We start from the raw sequence: 23,462 nt of genomic DNA, 5'->3' as shown, positions 1-23,462 counted from the left end.
CTGTAAGAGCCGAGCTTGCTCGCGATGGCGGTTTATCATTCGTCATTGTTGTCGTCTGGCACACCGCTATCGCGAGCAAGCTTGGCTCCTACAGGAAATCAGTGTCAGGTCATGAATTTCAGGCAACAAAAAGGCCCCCATTCGGGAGCCTCGTTGTTTAGGCGTTCGGCTTACATGTTCGGGTAAGTCGGGCCGCCAGCGCCTTCCGGCGTCACCCAGGTGATGTTCTGCGAAGGGTCCTTGATGTCACAGGTCTTGCAGTGAACGCAGTTCTGGGCATTGATCTGGAAGCGCTTCTCGCCGTCTTCCTTGGTAATCACTTCGTACACACCAGCCGGGCAGTAACGCTGAGCAGGCTCATCGTACAACGGCAGGTTCTTGCTGATCGGGATGCTTGGATCGGTCAGCTTCAGGTGGCACGGCTGTTCTTCTTCATGGTTGGTACCGGAGATGAACACCGAGCTCAATTTGTCGAAGCTGAGCTTGCCGTCCGGTTTCGGGTAGTCGATCTTCTTGCAGTCGGCCGCCAGCTTCAGGCAAGCGTAATCCGGCTTGGTGTCGTGCAGGGTGAACGGCAGTTTGCCGCCGAAGATGTTCTGGTCCAGCCAGTTGAAACCACCACCGACGATGGCGCCGAACTTGTGGATCGCCGGGCCAAAGTTACGGCTGGCGAACAGTTCGTCGTAGAGCCAGCTCTTCTTGAAGGCATTGACGTAAGTGGTCAGCTCTTCGGTGCCGTCCTTTTCAGCGAACAGTGCGTCAGCCACCGATTCAGCGGCGAGCATGCCGGACTTCATCGCGGTGTGGCTGCCCTTGATCTTGGCGAAGTTCAGGGTGCCGAGATCGCAACCGATCAGCGCGCCGCCCTTGAAGACCATTTTCGGCAGCGAGTTCAGGCCACCCTTGCAGATGGCGCGAGCGCCATAGCTGATGCGCTTGCCGCCTTCCAGGTACTGCTTCAGTACCGGGTGATGCTTGAGGCGCTGGAACTCATCGAACGGCGACAAGTAAGTGTTGCTGTAGGACAAATCAACGATCAGACCGACTACCACCTGATTGTTTTCCAGGTGATAGAGGAACGAGCCACCGGTGTTCTCGGTGCCCATGATGTCCAGCGGCCAACCGGCGGTGTGAACCACCAGGCCTGGCTGATGCTTGGCTGGATCGATTTCCCAGATTTCTTTCAGGCCGATGCCGTAGTGCTGCGCGTCGGCATCACTGTCGAGATTGAAGCGCTTGATCAGTTGCTTGCCGATGTGGCCACGGCAACCTTCGGCGAACAGCGTGTATTTGCCACGCAGTTCCATGCCAGGGGTGTACAGGCCTTCTTTCGGGTGACCTTCGCGGTCAACGCCCAGGTCGCCGGTGATGATCCCGCGAACCACGCCGTTCTCGTCGATCAGCGCTTCCTGAGCGGCGAAGCCCGGGTAGATTTCCACGCCCAGGTTCTCGGCCTGTTGGGCCAGCCAGCGGCACAGGTTGCCCAGCGAGATGATGTAGTTGCCTTCGTTGTGCATGGTCTTGGGCACAAATAGGTCAGGAATTTTTTGCGCGCTGTCTGCGTTTTTCAGAACGAAGATGTCGTCGCGGGTGACTGGCGTGTTCAGCGGCGCGCCGAGTTCTTTCCAGTCCGGGAACAATTCGTTCAGGGCGCGTGGTTCGAACACGGCACCGGACAAGATGTGAGCACCGACTTCGGAGCCTTTTTCGACCACGCAGACGCTGATTTCCTTACCGGCTTCGGCGGCCTTCTGCTTCAATCGGCAGGCAGCGGAAAGACCAGCGGGGCCGGCACCGACGATGACCACGTCGAATTCCATGTATTCGCGTTCCACAGGTTATCTCCTACTCAAGGCTCAACAGTTTTTTTTCTAATTGGAGGTTTGATGTCGCATTCGTTATTTCCTTGAGGCAAACGCTGAAGGTAATAATCAATGACCGACCTTTCTCTCTGGGTGGCGCATTATATCTACACCACTCTCAGGGTCCAATACAAACGTTTGTTTGAATTGGCTCAAAGCCAGAGAAATCAAAGTCACGCGGCTTATGAACGGCTATTTTTCCGTATTGACCGGAATAGGTGTTCCGGTCAAGATACGGGCGGTTTTGCGCTCGCCGTAGGCTGACTGTTGGTTTCAAGAGCACCTCTAAAGACAGGGCGATGGCAATGCAAGGTGATGCGCAGTGCAGGTTTGGCGCGCAGTTTACACGTCGCGATATTGAATGACTCGTTGGTCACTACTGACGAACGGTCATGAGCATCGTGAGCGATGGTCACTTGACACTTTGCCGGCGTTTTTAGAGGTGCCCTTGCGCCCGATGAGCATCAACCGCCAGGTTCGCCTAGGCGACTTTCTTTTCACCGGAGAGTAACGAGGAATCCATGAAGGTTCTTGTAGCTGTCAAACGCGTTGTTGATTACAACGTCAAGGTTCGCGTCAAGGCGGACAATTCCGGCGTCGATCTTGCCAACGTCAAGATGTCGATGAACCCGTTCTGCGAAATCGCCGTGGAAGAAGCCGTACGCCTGAAAGAGAAAGGTGTTGCGACTGAAATCGTCGTCGTCTCCGTAGGCCCGTCCACCGCTCAAGAGCAACTGCGCACCGCGCTGGCTCTGGGTGCCGACCGCGCCATCCTCGTCGAATCCGCTGAAGATCTGACTTCCCTGGCCGTTGCCAAACTGTTGAAAGCTGTTGTCGACAAGGAACAGCCTCAGCTGGTGATCCTTGGCAAACAAGCCATCGACAGCGACAACAACCAGACTGGCCAGATGCTCGCGGCATTGAGCGGTTACGGTCAGGGCACATTCGCGTCCAAAGTCGAAATCAGTGGCGACAGCGTTGCCGTGACTCGCGAAGTCGACGGCGGCGCGCAGACAGTTTCCCTGAAGCTGCCGGCCATCGTCACCACCGACCTGCGTTTGAACGAGCCGCGCTACGCGTCTCTGCCAAACATCATGAAAGCCAAGAAGAAGCCTCTCGAAGTGCTGACTCCGGACGCTTTGGGCGTTTCCACCGCCTCCACCAACAAGACCGTGAAAGTCGAAGCGCCAGCTGCACGCAGCGCGGGTATCAAGGTCAAGTCGGTGGCTGAATTGGTCGAGAAACTGAAAAACGAAGCGAAGGTAATCTAATCATGACTATCTTGGTAATCGCTGAACACGACAACAAAGTAGTGGCCCCGGCCACACTGAATACCGTGGCTGCTGCCGCTAAAATCGGTGGTGACATCCACGTTCTGGTTGCCGGTCAAGGCGTTGGCGCCGTGGCGGAAGCCGCTGCGAAAATCGCCGGCGTGGCTAAAGTGCTGGTGGCCGACAACGCTGCCTACGCTCACCAACTGCCGGAAAACGTCGCGCCTCTGGTTGCTGAATTGGGCAAGGGTTACAGCCACATCCTGGCTGCCGCCACCTCCAACGGCAAAAACATCCTGCCGCGCGTTGCCGCTGCACTGGACGTTGACCAGATCTCCGAGATCATCTCGGTAGAAAGCGCTGACACCTTCAAGCGTCCGATCTACGCCGGCAATGCTATCGCTACCGTTCAATCGAACGCTGCAGTGAAAGTGATCACTGTGCGCGCCACCGGTTTCGACCCGGTTGCCGCTGAAGGTGGTTCGGCGGCCGTTGAAGTCGTTGCTGCAGCTCATGACGCTGGCACCTCCAGCTTCGTTGGCGAAGAGCTGGCCAAGTCCGATCGTCCGGAACTGACCGCTGCCAAGATCGTCGTTTCCGGCGGCCGTGGCATGCAGAACGGCGACAACTTCAAGCACCTGTACGCTCTGGCTGACAAGCTGGGCGCTGCTGTCGGCGCTTCCCGCGCTGCGGTCGACGCAGGTTTCGTACCCAACGACATGCAGGTCGGTCAGACCGGCAAGATCGTTGCTCCACAGCTGTACATCGCGGTCGGTATCTCCGGCGCGATCCAGCACCTGGCCGGCATGAAAGACTCCAAAGTGATCGTTGCGATCAACAAGGACGAAGAAGCGCCGATCTTCCAGGTGGCCGATTACGGCCTGGTGGCGGACCTGTTCGAAGCAATCCCTGAGTTTGAGAAACTGGTCTAATCCAGCGTCTTGACTTATAAAGAGCCCGACCTTTTGGTCGGGCTTTTTTTTGCTCTTCTGTAGGAGCTGTCGAGTGAAACGAGGCTGCGATCTTTTGACTTTGTATTTTTAAGGCAAGATCAAAAAATCGCAGCCTCGTTTCACTCGACAGCTCCTACAGGGGATGTAACCGGAAATGAGTGGAGTGTATTGCCATGGATCTGCGCCGCGTATATGACTGGTCAATGTTGCTGGGGCTGGCGGTATTGCCGGCACTGTCCCTCGCCGCGGGCAAGTGTGATCGCCTGGTAGTGACCGGGAGCCCGGACGCACCACCCTATCTGTGGCAGGACCCGCAAAATCCCAAGCACCTGATCGGCGCCAGTGCCGATCTATTGCAACAAGTGGCGGGGCAGTTAGGGATCAAGGTCGAAATACTTTACGCCGGCAACCGCGCTCAAGCCCTGGACGAAGTGCGCAGCGGGCGCATGGATATGCTGGCCGACGCTGTGCTGACGGTCAGCGAACTCGAATCCCTGGACTACATTCACCCGGCGTTGCTGGAAAACGATTACCTGGTCTGGACCCGCAAGGATTCATCACTGGTCTACAACGATGCGCAGGACCTGCACGGGCATCCCGGCGCGGTGTCGGAAAAGTCTCGATTAACGTCGGGATTCGGCACGTTTGGCGAGCAGCAATTGACCCTCACGCGTACAGCCAACTTGACCCAGGCCTTTCAGAAATTGCTCTTGGGTGAGGTGGAATTCGTCCTGGCGGGACGTTACTCGGGCACGGCAATGGCGCAGACGCTGGGCATGGCTAACGATCTGATCGCCCGCGTACAACCCGTAGACAAACCGGGACTGTTTCTGGCGGTTTCTCACAACTCCGCATGCAACGATCCGTGGTTGCGCGGACAGTTGGCCAAAAAGATGACAGAATTGCCCGCGTCCGGACTGACGGAGGCTGCGCTGTTGCGCAATATTGAGCGCTGGAATGCTCAACTTTCTCAACGGCAGAAGCAACCTGTCAGTACCCCAAAACAGTAGGGATTTTTAGTGAGTATTCGACCTCTTTTCGCTGCCCTGGCCCTTCTGGCTCTGGCGGGTTGTGCAGCCGATCCGGCGCCGAATGAACAAATGCGCCTGACCGCACAGGCACTGGAACAAGCCAAGGCTGTCGGCGCCACTGCTGACGAAGTACCGGAAATGAAACTGGCCGAAGACAAGTACAACCGGGCCAAGGGCAACATGGCTGACCAATCCTTCAAGAACGCACGCATGCGCGCCGAACAGGCCGAGCTGGACGCGCGTCTGGCTGAAGCCCGGGTCTTGACCCTCAAGAGCGAAGAGCAGTTGAACGTGCTCAATACCCGCATCGCCCGTCTACGCAAGCAAGTGGGAGATGCCCAATGAGCCTCAAGACCAAGGCCCTCGGCGGTTTGATCCTGGCGGGTTGTGCGAGCCTTTATGGTTGCGCAGGTCAGCACAGCGAAGCAGCGTTGCAGCAGGCCAGCGCTGATTTCCAGAAGGTCAAGGAAGACTCCAACGTGCTGCGTATTGCCCCCAAGGACGTGATTCGCGCCGGAGAGTCCCTGGCTCGTGCCGATCGCTTGTCCAGCTACTGGGGCAGCGGCTCGGATGTGCTCCAGTACGCCTATCTGAGCCAGCGCTACAGCGAAATTGCCCGGGAACACACCAATCAGGTGCTTAACGAAGAGCGCGCGGCGAAGCTCGAACTGGAGCGTCAGCGCCTGCAACTGGCCTTGCGCGAATCCAAGTTGCTCAGCGTGCAACAGCAGGGCAAGTGGCTTGAAGAGCAGATCGTTGCGCTGGCTACCACTCAGACCGACCGTGGTTTGGTGATGACCTTGGGCGATGTGCTGTTCGATACGGGTGAAGCGGAGCTGAAAAACTCGGCCAATCGCGTGGTGCTGAAAATCGTCCAGTTCCTGCAACTCAATCCCAAGCGCGTGGTGCGGATCGAGGGTTACACCGACAGCACCGGCGGCAAGCAGGACAACCTCCAACTGTCCCGCGACCGTGCGCAATCGGTGGCTGACGTTTTGATCGACCTGGGCATCGACGATAAACGCATCCAGGTTGAAGGCTACGGTGATGAATACCCTGTGGACGTGAACGCTTCCGAGCGTGGCCGTGCGCAGAACCGTCGGGTAGAAATTGTGTTCTCGGACGAAAAAGGCCAGCTCGGCGCCACCCGGTAGAAACCCTGCAAAAACCCTGTAGGAGCTGTCGAGTGAAACGAGGCTGCGATCTCTTGATCTTGTCTTGAAAAAACCAAATCAAAAGATCGCAGCCTCGTTTCACTCGACAGCTCCTACATGGAAGCCCAGCCCAACTCGGCCTGCCCGTCAGCGCCGGGTTTTTTTACGCCTGCCGATCAGTTAACGAAACAGTACAGTTTTTGCTGACACTGCACTGTACGGTCGACTATTGTGGCAACTGTCCCCGTACACTTCTAAACTGTTCCGGTATTGTTTCACACAAGAATAAAATGCCTGTGAAATCGAGTGCTGCGTCATGACCAATCTCTTGCTCTACCAACGTATTGCTCAGCAACTGGCCGAAGACATCCGTCGTGGTGTCTATCAACCGGGGGAGCGCGTGCCTTCGGTGCGCAAGATGAGTTCGCAGCTCAATGTCAGTCATGCGACGGTGTTGCAGGCGTATGCCAATCTTGAGGATCAGGGCCTGATCCGAGCCCGTCCGCAGTCGGGTTACTACGTGCACCAGACGCCGGCCCTGACAGCGCCGACGCCAGACATTGCCCGGGTTGAGCGTCCAGGCCTGGTCACTCGCAGCAGCATTATTCAGCAGGTATTGGTCGAGTCCCGCCGTGAAGGCGTGTTCCCTTTGGGCGCCGCAGTGCCGAGCGTCGACTATCTGCCGGTGCGAGCGCTGCATCAGCAACTGGCCAAAGTCACCCGTTTTCATAGCCCTCGGGCGTTCAGCTACATGTTCAGCCCCGGTTTTGAACCGTTGCGCCGACAAGTGGCGATCCGCATGCGCGATGCTGGCGTGGTGGTCGATCCTTCGGAAGTGGTGATCACCCACGGCTGCGTCGATGCCTTGCAAATGTCCTTGCGTGTGCTGACCCGGCCGGGCGACCTGATCGCTGCCGAGTCGCCGACCTACTATGGTTTGTTGCAATTGGCCGATCTGTTGGGCCTCAAGGTCATTGAAATTCCCAGCGATCCGTCCACCGGTATGAGCCTCGAAGCCCTGCAACTGGCGGCCAATCAGTGGTCGATCAAGGCACTGGTGCTGACCACTCGCCTGAGCAATCCATTGGGCGGCACCATGCCCGAAGAGCGGCAGAAACAGCTGCTGCGCCTGGCGTCGGACTTCGATATCCAGATTGTCGAGGACGATATCTACGGCGAGTTGATGTTTGAGCAGGGCCGTACCAAATCGCTCAAGGCCTATGACCGATTGGATCGAGTGATCTATTGCTCAAGCTTTTCCAAGACCCTGTCGCCGGGTGTGCGGATCGGCTGGATGATTGCCGGCAAATACCAGCAGGAAATCCAGCGTTTGCAGACCTTCAGTACTCATTCCGCCTGCAGCGTCACGCAGATGGGCATTGCCGCCTATCTGGAAAATGGAGGGTACGATCGTCATTTGCGTTACATCCGCCAGGAGTACCGCAAAAATCTCAGCGCTTTCCAATTGGCGGTGCAGCAGTACTTCCCCGAAGGCACGCAGATGACACGGCCAACCGGTGGTTTCATTTTATGGGTGAGTCTGCCAGGCCGGGTCAATACCCAGGAACTGCATGTGCGTGCGTTGCAGCAGGGCATCAGTATCGCGCCGGGTCTGATTTTCAGTAACACCGAGCAATTCAATCATTGCATCCGCCTGAACTGCGGAATCCCCTGGAACCGTGAAGCCGAGCGTGCCTTGATGACGCTGGGCATGCTCGCCACTCAACTCTGCCAGGAAACGGCCAGCGGTTTGTGACGGGAACGGGCAGGTTATTCCTGTCCGTACTTGTCATGTGATCTCCAACAAGCGAGCATATGCCCCCTCTGTCGTCTGCGCCGCTCGCGCCGTTGGGTCCATGAAACCGATTTTTCCTGCTGCCTGGTTGATGATCTGCCTGTTACTGGGCGCTCAGCCGGTATCCGTTATGGCTGCCTCCGCTCAGGAAAAACCCGCAGCTGACGCCACCTCAAAGAAAATAGCGCCCGCTAAAAAAAACGCACCGGTTAAAAAGAAAGCCCCTGCGATAAAACAGCGCGCGCCCATTGCTTCCAAGTCGAAACCCGCCAGTGAGGTGGTGAAAACCGAACTCCCTCCCGCCAAGCTTGATTTGAGCCTGCCCAAGGACATGGTCGAGGAACTGAAACCGGTGGGTACTGTGCCGTTGCCCAAGCGTGACCCGGTCTTGCCGCAAATGTTTGGGGGCAAGAGCAGTCCATTCCAGCTGAACGGGCGCCTGTTGAGCAACGAAATGCAGCTGCAACTGCGCAATGAAGAGCGCCGTGAAGTTGAAGGTGCGGCACTGGACTTCGAGTTCAAGCAGTAATTTCCGCCTGTTCGTGAGCCGCCAGCCAGACGCTTTGTCGGAGACTGACCGGCCACACCCGTTTGCAGGAAAAAACCCGTTGCCCGGTAATTTAAAACAACTGTTTTAGCGGTTACTCTGTGCCACGTCTTTTAACACATCGCCCGTCGCGAGGAGCTCGTCGTCATGAAATGCCGTGAGGGCTGTGGCGCCTGTTGCATTGCCCCTTCTATCAGTTCACCCATTCCCGGTATGCCCAACGGCAAAGCCGCCGGGGAACGTTGCCTGCAATTGTCTGCCGAAAACCTGTGCACTATTTTCGGTAAACCGGAGCGTCCGGCGGTTTGTTCGGCGTTCGAGGCTGATGTCGAGGTGTGCGGCGATAGCAGTGAAGACGCGATCAGGCTGATTGGCTGGTGGGAGCAAATGACGGCGGCGTGATGTGTTCAACGAACGGAACTTCAACAATAAGGAATAAGACTATGGGTTCGCTGCATCGTATTGCTGTGCTGTGTGGTTTGACGGCGGTACTGGCCACTTCCGCCGCCCAGGCTGAAGACTGGAAAGTTGCCAAGAACGAAGACGGCATCAAGGTATCCCTGAGTGAAGTGGCCGGCTCCGATTACAAGGCCTACCAGGGCGTCACCCTGATGAAGACCACCATGGCCAAACTGCGCGCGCTGCAGGAAGACGTATCTGGCGCTTGCGCCTGGATTCACGAATGCAAGGCCCAGAAACTGCTCAAGCACGAAGGCGATCAGAGCTGGACCTACACCCAGTTCAATACGCCATGGCCGGTTACGCCGCGTGATTCGGTGTTGCATGTCACCACCATCGAAGGCGCCGATGGCAGCCTGACCCGCAAGCTTGAGGGTGTGCCGAAGTATATTCCTGAAGAGAAGGGCTTTGTCCGGGTCGCGAAGGTCGACGGTTTCTGGAAGTTTGTACCCAAGGGCGATCAGATTGAAGTGACTTACCAGGTACACACCGAGCCCGGTGGCAGCGTTCCATCGATGCTTGCCAACAAGTTTGTCGTTGATGCGCCGTTCGATACCTTGAAAAGCCTTAAAGAGCGCGCTGAGAAGTAATTGCACAGTGCTTTGAGTAGCGCCCCGACTGGTTCGGGGCGTTTTACTTTTTGGCTTTATTATGTTTCCGGATATTCGTTGCACGAAATTTTCACGAAGTCTCCAAGACAATTCGCGCGCGTCAGGTTTGCCGGGCAGTAATCAATGGCAATGCAGCCGTTGATCGTGCAACATTTGCGCACCGCGCAACCCCCCGGGCCAGGTACTGGCCAATAGAGGGCAGGGCGCAGCTGTATTTTTGAAACTTCAACTTCCAATGGGTCCTAAAACGACATGGCAATCCCGGACGCCCTGAATCAGCAGCGAGCTTCGAATCGCCTGCTGCAACCGACCGTCAAATCGCATCTGGCCTACACGCTGCTGTGCGCTTTGGTCATGATGGTGATGTTTTCCGCACTGCGCCTCGCGCTGCTGGTCTACAACCGCTCGATGATCCTCGACACCCCCGCCTCGACTTTCCTCGAAGCGTTCGCCAATGGCATGCGTTTCGATCTGCGCCTGGTGGTGTACCTCAGCGTTCCGTTGCTGCTGGCGCTGTTCAGTGTTCGAGCCATGGCGGCGCGTGGGCTCTTCCGTTTCTGGCTGACGGTTGCTTCCAGCATCGCGCTGTTCCTGGGCCTGATGGAGATGGACTTCTACCGCGAGTTCCACCAGCGCCTAAACGGCCTGGTCTTCCAGTATGTGAAGGAAGACCCGAAAACCGTGATGAGCATGCTCTGGTACGGTTTTCCAGTAGTCCGTTACTTGCTGGCCTGGGCCGTAGGCACCTGGATTCTCAGCCTGGCGTTCAAGGGCACCGACCGTGCGACCCGTCCTCGTGGTCCGTTCAGTGGCGGCAGCATTGGCACTCGCCAGGTAGCCCCTTGGTATGCGCGCATCGTGGTGTTCGTGGTCTGCCTGATGATCTGCGTGGTCGCGGCTCGTGGCACCTTGCGTCAGGGCCCGCCGTTGCGCTGGGGTGACGTCTACACCACCGACTCGAACTTCGCCAATCAGTTGGGCCTCAATGGCACCTTGCAACTGATTGCGGCAGCCAAAAGCCGTATGTCGGATGAGCGCAGCAACATCTGGAAAGCCACTATCGACCAGCCGGTTGCCCAGCAAACCGTGCGCGACATGCTGCTGACCCCGAGCGATAAACTGGTGGATGCCGAAACCGCCGCCGTACGTCGTAATTACACACCAAACGCCGACAAGACCCTGCCGATCAAGAACGTTGTCGTGATCCTGATGGAAAGCTTCGCCGGTCACTCGGTGGGCGCGCTGGGGCGTCCGGGCAATATCACGCCAGCCTTTGACCAACTGTCGAAAGAAGGCCTGCTGTTCGACCGTTTCTTCTCCAACGGCACGCATACCCACCAGGGCATGTTCGCCACCATGGCCTGCTTCCCGAACCTGCCGGGTTTCGAATACCTGATGCAGACCCCGGAAGGCAGTCACAAACTGTCCGGCCTGCCACAGCTCCTCAGTGCCCGTGATTACGACGACGTGTATGTCTACAACGGCGACTTCGCCTGGGACAACCAGTCGGGTTTCTTCAGCAACCAAGGCATGACCAACTTCATCGGGCGCAACGACTTCGTTAACCCGGTGTTCTCCGACCCGACGTGGGGCGTTTCCGACCAGGACATGTTCAACCGTGGCCTGGAAGAACTGAAAGCCCGCGACGGCAAGGACAAAAAACCGTTCTACGCCTTGCTGCAAACCCTGTCGAACCACACGCCATACGCGCTGCCGACGCCATTGCCGGTCGAGCGTGTAACCGACCGTGGCAGCCTCAACGAACACTTGACCGCCATGCGTTACTCCGACTGGGCGCTGGGTCAGTTCTTCGAGAAAGCTCGCAAAGAGCCGTACTTCAAGGAAACCCTGTTCGTGATCGTTGGCGACCATGGCTTCGGCAACGAACAGCAGATCACCGAGATGGATCTGGGTCGATTCAACGTGCCGATGCTGATGATTGCTCCGGGTATCCAGGACAAATTCGGCCAGCGTGACCACACCGTGGGTACCCAGATCGATATCGTGCCGACCATCATGGGTCGTATCGGTGGCGATGTGGTGCATCAATGCTGGGGCCGTGACCTGCTGAACCTGCCGGAAGGCGACAAGGGTTTTGGCGTGATCAAGCCATCGGGCAGCGATCAGACCGTAGCCTTGCTCACCGCTGATCGCGTGCTGGTGTTGCCAAAGGAAATGCCGCCGAAACTCTACCAGTACGAACTGGGTGCAAATCCGAAAGGGGAACTGATTCCGGCGTCGGCTGACGAAGCAGCGCTGAAGCAGAAACTTGAGTCGTTCCTGCAGACCGCTACCAAAAGCCTGCTCGACAACACTGCCGGTGTGGTTGACGGCAAGCCGGATTAAATAACGGCGCAATAAAGAAACAAACACTTGTAGGAGCGAGCTTGCTCGCGATGGATGTTAACGATAACGCGTATTGGCTGAATAAACGCGTTGTCCTTAAGTCCATCGCGAGCAAGCTCGCTCCTACATTTTTTTTGCTGGTCAGATCTTCATATTCTGCCGAGCAACAACAGAATCAACAGCACCACCAATACCACGCCGATGATACCGGACGGGCCATAACCCCAACTTCTGGAGTGCGGGAAGACCGGCAAACCACCGATCAGCAACAGGATCAGAATTACGATAAGAATTGTGCCCATGTCTGTTTCCTTGCTGTAAGTGTTTAGAAATGACCTAGTCGTTATTGGTCAGCGGGAATGCGATTAATTCGAGCTGCTTAAAAATTCCGACTGTTGCGCTATCAATAAAATTCCATGTTTTTTCGATGTTTTTCGAACCAGTGGTTATTTCCTTTGATTGAATGGCGGTAGTTGCGCAGAGCGTGCATTGGCCAAAAGATCCCAGCCTTCTGCAGCTCCCACCGGGATCAATGGGAAGCCTGCGATCTTTTCGCTTTGCTCAGGCCATTCAGCAATCTGATGGAGCGTGGGTCGGGCCATATCCTTCGCTACACTCGACGCATCTTCCCCGGAACAACAAGGCTGTTTGCTATGCAAAATCGCATGATGATCACTGGTGCGGGCTCTGGCCTGGGTCGCGAAATCGCGCTGCGCTGGGCGCGTGAAGGCTGGCAGCTGGCCTTGTCGGACGTCAGCGAACCCGGCCTGCAGGAATCTTTGAAGCTGGTGCGCGAAGCCGGCGGCGACGGTTTTACCCAGCGTTGTGACGTGCGTGATTACAGCCAGCTCACCGCCTTCGCCCAGGCCTGTGAAGTAAAACTTGGCGGCATTGATGTCATCGTCAACAACGCCGGAGTGGCATCGGGCGGTTTCTTTAGTGAACTGTCCCTGGAAGATTGGGATTGGCAGATCGCAATCAACCTGATGGGCGTGGTTAAAGGCTGCAAGGCCTTCCTGCCATTGCTGGAAAAAAGCAAAGGCAAGATCATCAACATCGCCTCCATGGCTGCGCTGATGCAAGGTCCGGCGATGAGCAACTACAACGTGGCAAAGGCCGGCGTGGTGGCGTTGTCCGAAAGCCTGCTGATCGAACTGGCGCAAGAGGAAATCGGCGTACACGTGGTCTGCCCGTCGTTCTTCCAGACCAATCTGCTGGATTCTTTCCGCGGCCCGACCCCGGCCATGAAGGCACAGGTCGGCAAATTGCTGGAAAGTTCGCCCATCAGCGCAGCCGATATTGCCGACTACATCTATCAGCAGATCGCTGCTGGCGAGTTCATGATCCTGCCCCACGAGCAAGGCCGCATGGCCTGGGCGCTCAAGCAGAAGAACCCGCAGCTGCTCTACAACGAAATGACCTTGATGGCCGACAAAATGCGCGCCAAGGCCAAACAAACCACAGGCTGAACTTGCCCGCACGCAACAGCGTCGTTAGGGTGGCCGCAACTGGTCACCCTCGCGAGACGTTCGCATGCTCAATTACCTGTGGTTTTTCCTCGCCGCGCTGTTTGAAATCGCCGGTTGCTTCGCCTTTTGGATGTGGCTGCGCCAGGGCAAAAGCGCCTGGTGGATTGTGCCGGCGTTGCTCAGCCTGACCTTGTTCGCCGTGCTGCTGACCCGTGTCGAAGCGGTCTACGCCGGTCGCGCCTATGCCGCCTACGGTGGCATTTACATCATTGCATCGATCGGCTGGCTGGCGGTGGTCGAACGCATTCGTCCGCTCGGATCGGACTGGCTTGGTGTGGCGTTATGTGTGATCGGGGCGAGCATCATCCTGTTTGGTCCGCGTTTTTCCGCATCCTGAAGGATCTGTTTAAACGATTTGTCAGACCTTTCCGTCAGCAAGGCGGATCGGTCGCTGTAGGTTCGGTCTGGATTGCTGCCGTTGTCTTGAAGCCCCTTCGTGTGCCGGGCATCTTCAAGGTCCGGTAACCCTGAAGGACGAAGGCCATGCTTGTACTCAGTCGTGTTGTAGGCGAGTTGATATCCATCGGTGACAGCATTTCCGTGCGCGTTGTTGCCATCAACGGCGGCAACGTGCGCTTCGGCGTCGAAGCACCGCAGAACGTCAATGTGCACCGGTCCGAGATCTACGAGCGGATCCAGCGCAAACTGGCGCGAAACAAAAAATCAGTCGAATAGATGCTTGGGTACATCGTGCTTGAGCATCAACTGGCATTGCTCGCTTTCCGGGTCGAAGACAATCAATGCCTGCCCCTTGCTCAATGCCTGACGCACTCGTAATACGCGGGTTTCCAGCGGTGTGTCGTCACCATTGTCAGTGCCGTCACGGGTCACGAAATCTTCGATCAGGCGGGTCAGGGTGTCGACTTCTAGTTGGTCGTGGGGAATCAGCATAGGCACCTCGGGTAATCAATGGCGCGATGCTACGGCGATTGATGAGTCAGAGCTACCCATCGCGCCATGAACGCATGACCTGTAGGCGCTGCCGCAGGCTGCGATCTTTTGATTTTGAGCAATTCAACGGCTGCCAAAGATCAAAAGATCGCAACCTGCGGCAGCTCCTGCATGCGTTCCTCTCTAGCTATCGTTGCGCTGCCCCACCAGGCTATCCACCGACGGCACCCGCGTATCGCTTTCCATCTGGGTGTCATGTTCGATCTGATGACTGAACCGGTCCAGCGAGCCCTTGGCCGGTTGCGCATCGCTGGCGAATACCGGTGGGCTGAGGATATAGGCACCCAGCAGGCGGCTCAGGGCCGCGAGGCTGTCGATGTGGGTCCGTTCGTAGCCGTGGGTCGCGTCGCAACCAAAGGCGAGCAGGGCGGTGCGGATGTCATGGCCGGCAGTGACCGCCGAGTGCGCATCGCTGAAGTAGTAACGGAACAGGTCGCGGCGCACCGGCAACTCGTTGTCACTGGCCAGGCGCAGCAGATGGCGTGACAAGTGATAGTCGTAGGGGCCGCCGGAATCCTGCATCGCGATACTCACTGCATGCTCGCTTGAGTGCTGGCCGGGCGCGACGGGTGCGATGTCGATGCCAACGAACTCACTGACATCCCACGGTAACGCCGCCGCTGCGCCGCTGCCGGTTTCCTCGGTGATGGTGAACAGCGGATGGCAATCGATCAGCAACTCTTCGCCGTTGTCGACGATGGCTTTGAGCGCTGCCAGCAGCGCCGCGACTCCGGCTTTGTCATCGAGATGGCGGGCGCTGATGTGACCGCTTTCGGTGAACTCCGGCAATGGGTCGAAGGCAACGAAATCGCCGACGCTGATCCCCAGTGAGTCGCAATCGGCTCGGGTGGCGCAATAGGCGTCCAGACGTAATTCGATGTGGTCCCAACTGATCGGCATTTCATCCACTGCCGTATTGAACGCGTGGCCGGACGCCATCAACGGCAATACGCTGCCACGGATCACGCCGTTATCGGTAAACAGACTCACGCGGCTGCCCTCGGCGAATCGGCTGGACCAGCAACCCACCGGCGCCAGGGTCAGGCGACCGTTGTCCTTCACCGCGCGCACTGCCGCGCCGATGGTGTCGAGGTGGGCGGAAACGGCACGGTCGGGGCTGTTCTTTTTGCCCTTGAGGGTCGCGCGAATGGTGCCGCGACGAGTCATTTCAAAAGGGATGCCCAACTCTTCAAGCCGCTCGGCGACGTAGCGCACGATGGTGTCGGTGAACCCGGTGGGGCTGGGAATGGCGAGCATTTCCAGCAGGACTTTTTGCAGGTACGTCAGGTCCGGTTCGGGGTATTTGATAGTCATGGAAACTCCTGATGGGTTGAGCGCATCGATGGTTTCGATGAGGGGGATCTTTGTTGTCTGAACCAACGCCTTCGCGTGCAAGCCTCGCTCCTACGGGCTGTGCTGTTCGTGATATTGCGAGCACTCGGAATTGTAGGAGCGAGGCCCGCCCGCGAAGGGGCCGATTCAGGCTCTGCACATCTAGGGCATTGCCGGCTGACTATGCGGAAACAACAAATCCACAAAGCGCTCCGCCGTCGGCTGCGGCTCGTGATTGGCCAGCCCGGCACGTTCATTGGCTTCGATAAACACGTACGCCGGTTGATCGGCGGCGCCCACCATCAGGTCGAGGCCGACCACGGGAATATCCAGCGCCCGCGCGGCTCGCACAGCCGCATCCATCAACGTCGGGTGCAGGATCGCGGTGACGTCCTCGAGAATCCCGCCGGTATGCAAATTCGCCGTACGGCGTACGAACAAATGCTCGCCCGCCGGCAGAATGCTGCTGTAGTCGTAACCGGCCGCATGCAACGTGCGCTGGGTTTCCTGATCCAGCGGGATTTTGCTTTCACCGTCCGTGGCGGCTTGCCGCCGTCGGCTCTGGGCTTCGATCAGCGCACCGATGGAATGCTGACCATCGCCGACCACTTCGGCCGGCCGACGAATCGCTGCCGCGACCACTTCAAAACCGATGACCAGAATGCGCAGATCCAGTCCTTCGTGAAAGCTCTCCAGCAACACGCGGCTGTCGAACTGGCGGGCTGATTCGATGGCTTGCTGCACGTCTTCGATTGACTGCAAGTCCACCGCGACGCCCTGGCCTTGTTCGCCGTCCAGCGGTTTGACCACCACCCTTTGGTGCTCGTCGAGAAACGCCAGGTTATCGTCGGCATTACCCGCCAGTTGCTGCGCAGGCAGGTTCAGGCCGGCAGCCTTGAGCACTTTATGGGTCAGGCTTTTGTCCTGGCACAGGCTCATGCTGATGGCACTGGTCAAGTCTGTGAGGGACTCACGACAACGCACTCGGCGCCCGCCGTGGCTGAGGGTAAACATACCGGCGTCGGCGTCATCGACCTGAACGTCAATGCCGCGCCGGTGCGCTTCCTCCACGATGATTCGCGCATAGGGATTGAACGCCGCTTCGGGGCCAGGACCGAGAAACAGCGGCTGATTGATCCCGTTTTTGCGCTTGATCGCGAACGTCGAGAGGTTGCGAAAACCGAGCTTGGCGTACAGGTTTTTCGCCTGGCGATTGTCGTGCAGCACCGACAGGTCGAGATAGCTCAGGCCACGACTCATGAAGTGTTCAATCAGATGCCGCACCAGTACTTCACCGACGCCTGGCCGCGAACAATGGGGATCCACCGCGAGGCACCAGAGGCTGCTGCCGTGTTCCGGATCATTGAAGGCCTTGTGATGATCAAGGCCCATGACGCTGCCGATCACCGCGCCACTGTCCTCGTCTTCGGCGAGCCAATACACCGGGCCGCCCAAGTGCCGTGGCGTCAGCAATGTGGCATCGATTGGCAGCATGCCGCGCGCCTGATACAGCTGATTGATTGCGCTCCAGTCGGCGTCACTCTGGGCGCGACGGATGCGAAAGCCACGAAACACCCGAGTGGCCTGACGGTAATCGCTGAACCAGAGGCGCAAGGTATCGGACGGGTCAAGAAACAACTGGGTCGGCTCCAAGCCCAGCACTTGCTGGGGGGCCGCGACATACAGGGCGATATCGCGCTCACCGGGCTGTTCGTTGAGTAACTCTTGGGCAAGGCTGGCCGCATCGGCAAAGGTATGACCGATTAAAAGCCGGCCCCAGCCGCAATGCACGGCGATGGGCGCGCCATTCAATTCGCTGCCGTCTTCGGCCAGGCGCGCCTGCAAGCGTTCATAGGACGGCGTCTGACCGCGCAACAAGCGCTGGTTGATGGCCGTGGCGTGAGGTTTCATCGGTCAGATTCCTTGTTCGCTGAGCCACAGGTTCAGGGCCGCCAATTGCCACAGCTTGGAGCCGCGCAACGGGGTCAACTGGCCTTGCGGGTCCGTCAGCAGTCGGTCGAGCATGGCGGGGTTGAACAGGCCGCGATCCTGACTTGGATCGAGCAGCAGTTCGCGCACCCAGTTCAAGGTGTCTCCTTGCAAGTGCTTGAGCCCCGGCACCGGGAAGTAGCCTTTCTTGCGGTCGATCACCTCACTCGGAATCACCAGTCGTGCGGCTTCTTTGAGCACTTGCTTGCCGCCGTCCGGCAGTTTGAATTTGCCCGGCACCCGGGCCGACAACTCCACCAGGCGGTAGTCGAGAAACGGCGTACGCGCTTCCAGGCCCCAGGCCATGGTCATGTTGTCGACGCGTTTGACCGGGTCATCCACCAGCATCACCGTGCTGTCCAGGCGCAACGCTTTGTCCACCGCCGCGTCGGCACCCGGTTGTGCGAAATGCTGTTTGACGAAATCACCCGCGGCGTCATTTTCCGTCAGCCATTTGGGTTGCACGGTGGCGGCATAGTCGTCGTAGCTGCGGTCGAAAAATGCCTCGCGATACGCCGCGTACGGGTCGCTTGCACCGTCCACCTGCGGATACCAGTGATAACCGGCGAACAGTTCATCCGCACCCTGACCGCTTTGCACCACTTTGCAATGCTTGGCCACTTCCCGGGACAACAGGTAGAAGGCGATGCAGTCATGGCTGACCATTGGCTCGCTCATCGCGCGAAACGCTGCGGGCAGTTGCTCGATGATCTCTTTTTCGTCGATACGCAGTTGGTGATGGTGCGTGCCGTAGTGTTTGGCTATCAGGTCCGAGTACTGGAACTCGTCGCCGCGTTCGCCGCCGGCGTCCTGGAAACCGATGGAAAACGTCGACAGGTTTTCCACGCCGACCTCGCGCAACAACCCGACCAGCATGCTCGAATCGACACCGCCAGAAAGCAGCACACCGACGTCGACTGCCGCACGCTGACGGATCGCCACCGCGTCACGGGTGCTGTCGAGCACCCGGTCGCGCCAGTCTTCGAGCGTCAGGTCCATCTCATCGGCGCGTGGGCCGTAGGGCAGGGTCCACCAGGTTTTCTGCTGCGTGGTGCCGTCCGCATCAATGCGCATCCAGGTGGCTGGTGGCAGTTTTTCGATGCCCGCCAACAAGGTGCGCGGTGCGGGGACCACGGCGTGGAAGTTCAGGTAATGGTTGAGTGCCACCGGGTCGAGGATCGGGTTGATGTCGCCGCCCTTGAGCAATGCTGGCAGCGACGAAGCAAAGCGCAGGCGCTGACCGGTGCGAGACAGGTACAAAGGCTTCACGCCGAGACGGTCGCGGGCGATGAACAGGCTTTGTGTGTCGCGCTGCCAAATGGCGAAGGCGAACATGCCGTTGAGTTTTGGCAGCAGCGCTTCGCCCCAGGCGTGGAAACCTTTGAGCAGCACTTCGGTGTCACCACCGGAATAGAAGGCGTACCCCAGGTCTTCCAGTTCGGTACGCAGTTCCGGGAAGTTGTATATCGCGCCGTTGAAGGCCAGGGACAAGCCCAGTTGATGGTCGATCATCGGCTGCGCCGAGCCGTTCGACAGGTCCATGATTTTCAGGCGTCGGTGGCCCAGGGCAATCGGCCCCTGACTGTGAAAACCCCAGGCGTCAGGACCACGAGGGGCCAGGTGATGGGTGATTCGCTCAATGGCTGCAAGGTCTGCAGGTTGATTGTCAAAACGTAACTCGCCAGCTAATCCGCACATAAATTCCTTACCGGTTTTTCCGTTGGGGAGGGTCATTCGATACCGTGCCAAAATGGCGGGTACTCAGAAACTGACCCGCCTCGGTAGTGGGAGTTTTAGAACGATGGGTTATAAGCAGCGGCGACGGGAGGGACGAAGCGATCACCTGGCCGATGTGGGTGGCCAGGCGATTGGGGGCGTAATTATTTGCCGCGGATCAAGCGGCGCAAGGCAAAACGGTTGGGATGACAGGCTTCAGCCACGCTTCTGGGCAGGGGCAGGGGCTCGTTGTCCAGCCAGGCCGCCAGCAATTCCCCGGACAATGGCGCGGTGATCAGGCCGCGCGAGCCGTGGCCGCTGTTGACGTACAGGCCGTCCAGCCACGGGCATTCGATGTCCGGCACTTGGCGGGCGTCCTTGCTGAGCGCCGCATAGGCTTCGGCGAAGGCCTGGTTGTCGGCCAAGGGACCGACGATCGGCAAGTAGTCAGGACTGGTGCAGCGAAAGGCGGCACGTCCCTGAAGGCTTTCAGGGGCAAGCTCTTCGATTTGCAAACGCGTGACCAGATCATGGGAAATCTCTTCGAGCATGGCCAGATTGCCCAGGTGTTCGGCTGTGGTCGGGGTCAGGTCTTCGCTCTTGAAGTCGAAACTGGCCCCGAGGGTGTGTTCGCCCAGACGCGCTGGGGCGACGTAGCCTTCGGCACAGACCACCGTGCTCAGCGACTGGCTTTGCGGGGTTTGCACCAGTCGAGTGATTTGCCCGCGAATACGCTTGAGCGGCAGTTCGGCGCTTTCAGGGAAACGCTGGATTTCGGCGGCACCGGCCAGCACCACCACGGGTGCACTGGCGAGCAAACGCTCGCCGTCCCAGGCTTGCCATTCGCCATCGGTTTTACGCAGTTCCAGCACATCATGGTGCGCAAGCACTTGGATCTGCGGATGCGCTGCTTGCCATTGGCACAGCGCCGGCGGATGGACCCAGCCGCCCTCCGGGTAATACAGACCGCCGTGCGCCAGGCCGATGCCGGCCAAGGCCTGCGCCTGGGGCTGATCGAGCAGGTGCAGCAAATCCTCTGGAAACGCTTCGGCCAATTGCAGTTGACGTTCGGTTTCCTTGGCGTTGAACGCCAATTGCAGCACACCGCAATCGTCCCAGTCGGTGCCTCGCTGCAAGTGTTCGAGCAAGCGTCGGGTGTAGCCGAAACCGCTGATGATCATTTGCGACAACGTGGTGCCGTGGGCCGATAACTTGAGGTAAAGCACGCCTTGCGGATTGCCCGAAGCTTCTTGTGCGACATCCGCGTGCCGTTCCAGCACCGTCACCTGCCAGCCCCGCGCTGCCAGGCTGGCCGCGCTGGCGCAACCGGCGAGCCCGGCACCGATCACCAGGGCATGGCGTTCACCGGTCAACGATGCGGGTCGGGCGAACCAGGGTTTATTGGGAGGACAGGCGAGCACCTCGGGCGGCCAGCCAAGAAACTCACCGCGCAGGATTTCCCATTTGTGGCCGATGCCCGGTGTGCGTTTCATCTTGAAGCCTGCGGCATTCAGCAGGCGTCTTACCCAGCCAGTACTGGTGAAGGTGCTGATGGTCGAGCCGGGGGCGGCCAGACGCGCCAACTCGGCAAACAGTTCGGCGGACCACATGTCGGGGTTTTTTGCCGGCGCAAAACCGTCGAGAAACCATGCGTCGACCTGCGCATCCAATTGCGGCAACTGTTCGAGGGCGTCGCCGATCAACAACGTCAGCGTTACTCGTCCGTTGGCCAATGTCAGGCGTTGGAACCCTTGATGAATCGCCACGTACTGCGCCAGCAATTGATCGGAAAACGCTTTGAGTTCCGGCCACAGCGCCAGGGCGCGCTGCAGGTCGGCCGGGCTCAACGGGTATTTTTCGACGCTGACAAAATGCAGCCGCGCACCCGCCGCTGCGTGCTGCTCAAACACCTGCCAGGCGCACAAAAAATTCAGCCCTGTGCCGAAACCGGTCTCGCCGATGACCAGCCGACCGCCCTGTGGCAGCGCTGCAAAGCGTTCTGCCAACCGGTTTTGTTCGATGAACACGTAACGCGTTTCGTCCAGCCCGGATTTGTCGGAGAAATACACATCGTCGAACACGCGCGAATACGGGCGACCTTGGTCGTCCCAGTCGAGCTGGGCGTGGGGCAATACAGGTTTCATGGCAGGCTCGGCAACGGCAAGGCGGCCATTGTAGGAGCGAGCTTGCTCGCGATGCACGTAAACGATAACGCGTGCTTCCTGAATCAACGCATTGCCCTGAAGTCTATCGCGAGCACGCTCGCTCCTACGGGGAACTTTCTGCGCTGACGTTCGGCCCGATCCGCTAGTCTTACTGAAATCTGGAAGGGAGCCATCCATGTTCGAATCTGCCGAAATCGATCACGCCATCGACAAAGAAACCTATGACGCCGAAGTGCCGGCCCTGCGCGAAGCCTTGCTCGAAGCGCAGTTCGAGCTTCAGCAACAGAAACGCTTTCCGGTGATCATCCTGATCAATGGCATCGAAGGCGCCGGCAAGGGCGAGACGGTCAAGTTACTCAACGAATGGATGGACCCGCGCCTGATCGAGGTCCGTACTTTCGATCAGCAAACCGACGAAGAACTGGCACGGCCACCGGCCTGGCGTTATTGGCGGATGCTCCCGGCCAAGGGGCGCATGGGGATTTTCTTCGGCAACTGGTACAGCCAGATGCTGCAAGGGCGGGTCCATGGCGAGTTCAAGGACCCGCGTCTCGATCAAGCCATCAACGCGGCTGAACGCCTGGAAAAAATGCTCTGCGATGAAGGCGCGCTGATCTTCAAGTTCTGGTTCCACCTTTCCAAGAAACAAATGAAAGCGCGGCTCAAGGCCTTGGCCGATGATCCGTTGCACAGCTGGCGCATTAGCCCGCTGGACTGGCAGCAATCCGAAACCTACGACCGCTTCGTGAAGTTCGGCGAACGCGTTTTGCGCCGCACCAGCCGCGACTATGCGCCCTGGCATGTGATCGCCGGGATGGATGCGCGTTATCGCAGCCTTGTGGTCGGCAAGATTTTGCTCGAAGGCCTGCAGGACGCCCTTAAGCGAGCGAAGATTCACCCGGAGAAAGTCAGCGCCGCCCCGGTGTTCCCCAGCGTCGATCAATTGAACCTGCTAGATAGCCTCGACCTGACCTTGCAGCTGTCCAAGGACGATTACGAGGAGCAACTGATCACCGAACAGGCGCGGTTTTCCGGGCTGATGCGCGACAAACGCATGCGTCGCCATGCGCTGGTGGCAGTGTTCGAAGGCAACGACGCGGCCGGCAAGGGCGGGGCGATTCGCCGGGTTGCCGCAGCGCTGGACCCACGCCAGTACAACATCGTGCCGATTGCCGCGCCGACGGAAGAAGAACGGGCGCAGCCGTATCTCTGGCGTTTCTGGCGACATATTCCGGCACGCGGCAAATTTACGGTGTTCGACCGTTCCTGGTATGGCCGGGTGTTGGTGGAGCGCATCGAGGGGTTTTGCAGCGCGGCGGACTGGCTGCGTGCCTACAGCGAAATCAACGATTTCGAAGAGCAGGTCACCGATGCCGGGGTGATCGTGGTCAAGTTCTGGCTGGCCATCGACAAACAGACGCAACTGGAGCGTTTTCAGGCGCGCGAGGAGATCCCCTTCAAACGTTTCAAGATTACCGAGGACGACTGGCGCAACCGCGACAAATGGGATGACTATCGCGCGGCCGTCGGCGACATGGTTGACCGCACCAGCACCGAGATCTCGCCGTGGACGCTGGTCGAAGCCAATGACAAACGCTGGGCGCGGGTCAAGGTCTTGCGCACGATCAATCACGCGCTGGAAGCGGCCTTCGAAAAGTCCGACAAGCAGGCACGCAAAGGCAAAAAGTGAAGCGATGGTTACGCATACGCGGGGTGAATGATTGTCGCGGTCGGTAATTGTGTGGGCTTAT

The 23,462-nt window shown here is 58.5% G+C and carries 21 protein-coding genes; 14 read left to right on the top strand and 7 right to left on the bottom strand.

All coding sequences use genetic code 11. From position 1 onward, the window contains the following. Positions 1-170 precede the first annotated feature (170 nt). Positions 171-1,835: an electron transfer flavoprotein-ubiquinone oxidoreductase gene (locus KUF73_RS22315; protein ID WP_218440180.1), complete on the bottom strand. Its 1,665-nt coding sequence runs from the start codon at positions 1,833-1,835 to the stop codon at positions 171-173. 548 nt (positions 1,836-2,383) lie between these two features. Between KUF73_RS22315 and KUF73_RS22310 the strand changes: the two genes are divergently transcribed. The 10 genes from KUF73_RS22310 to KUF73_RS22265 all read left to right on the top strand — a co-directional run bounded on the left by KUF73_RS22310 (position 2,384) and on the right by KUF73_RS22265 (position 12,029). Further along, positions 2,384-3,133: an electron transfer flavoprotein subunit beta/FixA family protein gene (locus KUF73_RS22310; protein ID WP_007945693.1), complete on the top strand. Its 750-nt coding sequence runs from the start codon at positions 2,384-2,386 to the stop codon at positions 3,131-3,133. A 2-nt stretch (positions 3,134-3,135) separates the two neighbouring features. Continuing rightward, positions 3,136-4,065 (top strand): electron transfer flavoprotein subunit alpha/FixB family protein, encoded by a 930-nt coding sequence (locus KUF73_RS22305; RefSeq protein ID WP_218440179.1) that lies wholly within the window; start codon positions 3,136-3,138, stop codon positions 4,063-4,065. Positions 4,066-4,259: 194 nt separating this feature from the next. Continuing rightward, positions 4,260-5,096 (top strand): ABC transporter substrate-binding protein, encoded by an 837-nt coding sequence (locus KUF73_RS22300; protein WP_218440178.1) that lies wholly within the window; start codon positions 4,260-4,262, stop codon positions 5,094-5,096. A 9-nt stretch (positions 5,097-5,105) separates the two neighbouring features. Continuing rightward, on the top strand, positions 5,106-5,462 hold the full coding sequence (locus KUF73_RS22295) for a DUF4398 domain-containing protein (protein WP_218440177.1): 357 nt from the start codon (positions 5,106-5,108) through the stop codon (positions 5,460-5,462). Continuing rightward, positions 5,459-6,271: an OmpA family protein gene (locus tag KUF73_RS22290; protein ID WP_218440176.1), complete on the top strand. Its 813-nt coding sequence runs from the start codon at positions 5,459-5,461 to the stop codon at positions 6,269-6,271. Before KUF73_RS22295 ends, KUF73_RS22290 begins: the two co-directional genes overlap by 4 nt. 316 nt (positions 6,272-6,587) lie before the next feature. Beyond that, complete coding sequence (locus KUF73_RS22285; protein ID WP_218440175.1) at positions 6,588-8,027, top strand: PLP-dependent aminotransferase family protein; 1,440 nt, start codon at positions 6,588-6,590, stop codon at positions 8,025-8,027. A gap of 100 nt (positions 8,028-8,127) precedes the next feature. Further along, on the top strand, positions 8,128-8,595 hold the full coding sequence (locus KUF73_RS22280; protein ID WP_218440174.1) for a translation initiation factor 2: 468 nt from the start codon (positions 8,128-8,130) through the stop codon (positions 8,593-8,595). A 165-nt stretch (positions 8,596-8,760) separates the two neighbouring features. Next, positions 8,761-9,015 carry a YkgJ family cysteine cluster protein gene (locus tag KUF73_RS22275; RefSeq protein ID WP_218440173.1) on the top strand — a complete coding sequence of 85 codons (255 nt, stop codon included), beginning with the start codon at positions 8,761-8,763 and terminating at the stop codon, positions 9,013-9,015. A gap of 41 nt (positions 9,016-9,056) precedes the next feature. Continuing rightward, positions 9,057-9,662, top strand: coding sequence for an START domain-containing protein (locus KUF73_RS22270; RefSeq protein ID WP_218440172.1), 606 nt, complete (start codon positions 9,057-9,059; stop codon positions 9,660-9,662). Between the two features lie 273 nt (positions 9,663-9,935). After that, a complete protein-coding gene (locus KUF73_RS22265) occupies positions 9,936-12,029 on the top strand; it encodes an LTA synthase family protein (protein ID WP_218440171.1) in 2,094 nt (697 codons plus the stop codon). A gap of 149 nt (positions 12,030-12,178) precedes the next feature. Here KUF73_RS22265 and KUF73_RS22260 read toward each other — a convergent pair whose 3' ends face one another. Then, positions 12,179-12,331, bottom strand: a complete 153-nt coding sequence (locus KUF73_RS22260) for a DUF3309 family protein (RefSeq protein ID WP_032833547.1) — start codon at positions 12,329-12,331, stop codon at positions 12,179-12,181. Between the two features lie 351 nt (positions 12,332-12,682). Here KUF73_RS22260 and KUF73_RS22255 point away from each other — a divergent pair, with 351 nt between their 5' ends. From KUF73_RS22255 to csrA, 3 genes are all read left to right on the top strand, one after another. Beyond that, positions 12,683-13,498, top strand: coding sequence for an SDR family oxidoreductase (locus KUF73_RS22255; RefSeq protein ID WP_218440170.1), 816 nt, complete (start codon positions 12,683-12,685; stop codon positions 13,496-13,498). A gap of 64 nt (positions 13,499-13,562) precedes the next feature. Further along, entirely contained in the window at positions 13,563-13,895 is a 333-nt protein-coding gene (locus KUF73_RS22250) for a YnfA family protein (RefSeq protein ID WP_218440169.1), read from the top strand. Positions 13,896-14,041: 146 nt separating this feature from the next. Continuing rightward, a complete protein-coding gene (gene csrA, locus KUF73_RS22245) occupies positions 14,042-14,233 on the top strand; it encodes a carbon storage regulator CsrA (RefSeq protein ID WP_218440168.1) in 192 nt (63 codons plus the stop codon). Here the strand turns inward: csrA and KUF73_RS22240 are convergent. The 5 genes from KUF73_RS22240 to mnmC form a co-directional block, all read right to left on the bottom strand. Beyond that, a complete protein-coding gene (locus tag KUF73_RS22240; RefSeq protein ID WP_205892131.1) occupies positions 14,222-14,449 on the bottom strand; it encodes a YheU family protein in 228 nt (75 codons plus the stop codon). The two genes, csrA and KUF73_RS22240, sit on opposite strands and share 12 nt — an antisense overlap. Before the next feature lie 183 nt (positions 14,450-14,632). Continuing rightward, on the bottom strand, positions 14,633-15,823 hold the full coding sequence (locus KUF73_RS22235) for an osmoprotectant NAGGN system M42 family peptidase (protein WP_218440167.1): 1,191 nt from the start codon (positions 15,821-15,823) through the stop codon (positions 14,633-14,635). A gap of 180 nt (positions 15,824-16,003) precedes the next feature. Next, entirely contained in the window at positions 16,004-17,752 is a 1,749-nt protein-coding gene (gene ngg, locus KUF73_RS22230) for an N-acetylglutaminylglutamine synthetase (protein ID WP_218440166.1), read from the bottom strand. Positions 17,753-17,755: 3 nt separating this feature from the next. Next, the gene (locus KUF73_RS22225) at positions 17,756-19,528 is read right to left on the bottom strand and encodes an N-acetylglutaminylglutamine amidotransferase (RefSeq protein WP_218440216.1); all 1,773 of its coding nucleotides are present in this window, start codon (positions 19,526-19,528) and stop codon (positions 17,756-17,758) included. 182 nt (positions 19,529-19,710) lie between these two features. Then, positions 19,711-21,690 (bottom strand): bifunctional tRNA (5-methylaminomethyl-2-thiouridine)(34)-methyltransferase MnmD/FAD-dependent 5-carboxymethylaminomethyl-2-thiouridine(34) oxidoreductase MnmC, encoded by a 1,980-nt coding sequence (gene mnmC / locus KUF73_RS22220; protein ID WP_218440165.1) that lies wholly within the window; start codon positions 21,688-21,690, stop codon positions 19,711-19,713. A gap of 196 nt (positions 21,691-21,886) precedes the next feature. Here mnmC and pap point away from each other — a divergent pair, with 196 nt between their 5' ends. Then, on the top strand, positions 21,887-23,401 hold the full coding sequence (gene pap / locus KUF73_RS22215; protein WP_218440164.1) for a polyphosphate:AMP phosphotransferase: 1,515 nt from the start codon (positions 21,887-21,889) through the stop codon (positions 23,399-23,401). Positions 23,402-23,462 lie beyond the last annotated feature (61 nt).

The sequence above is a fragment of the Pseudomonas sp. PD9R genome, from assembly GCF_019200975.1.
Lineage (GTDB): Bacteria > Pseudomonadota > Gammaproteobacteria > Pseudomonadales > Pseudomonadaceae > Aquipseudomonas.
This window is presented reverse-complemented; position numbering and strand designations above follow the sequence as displayed.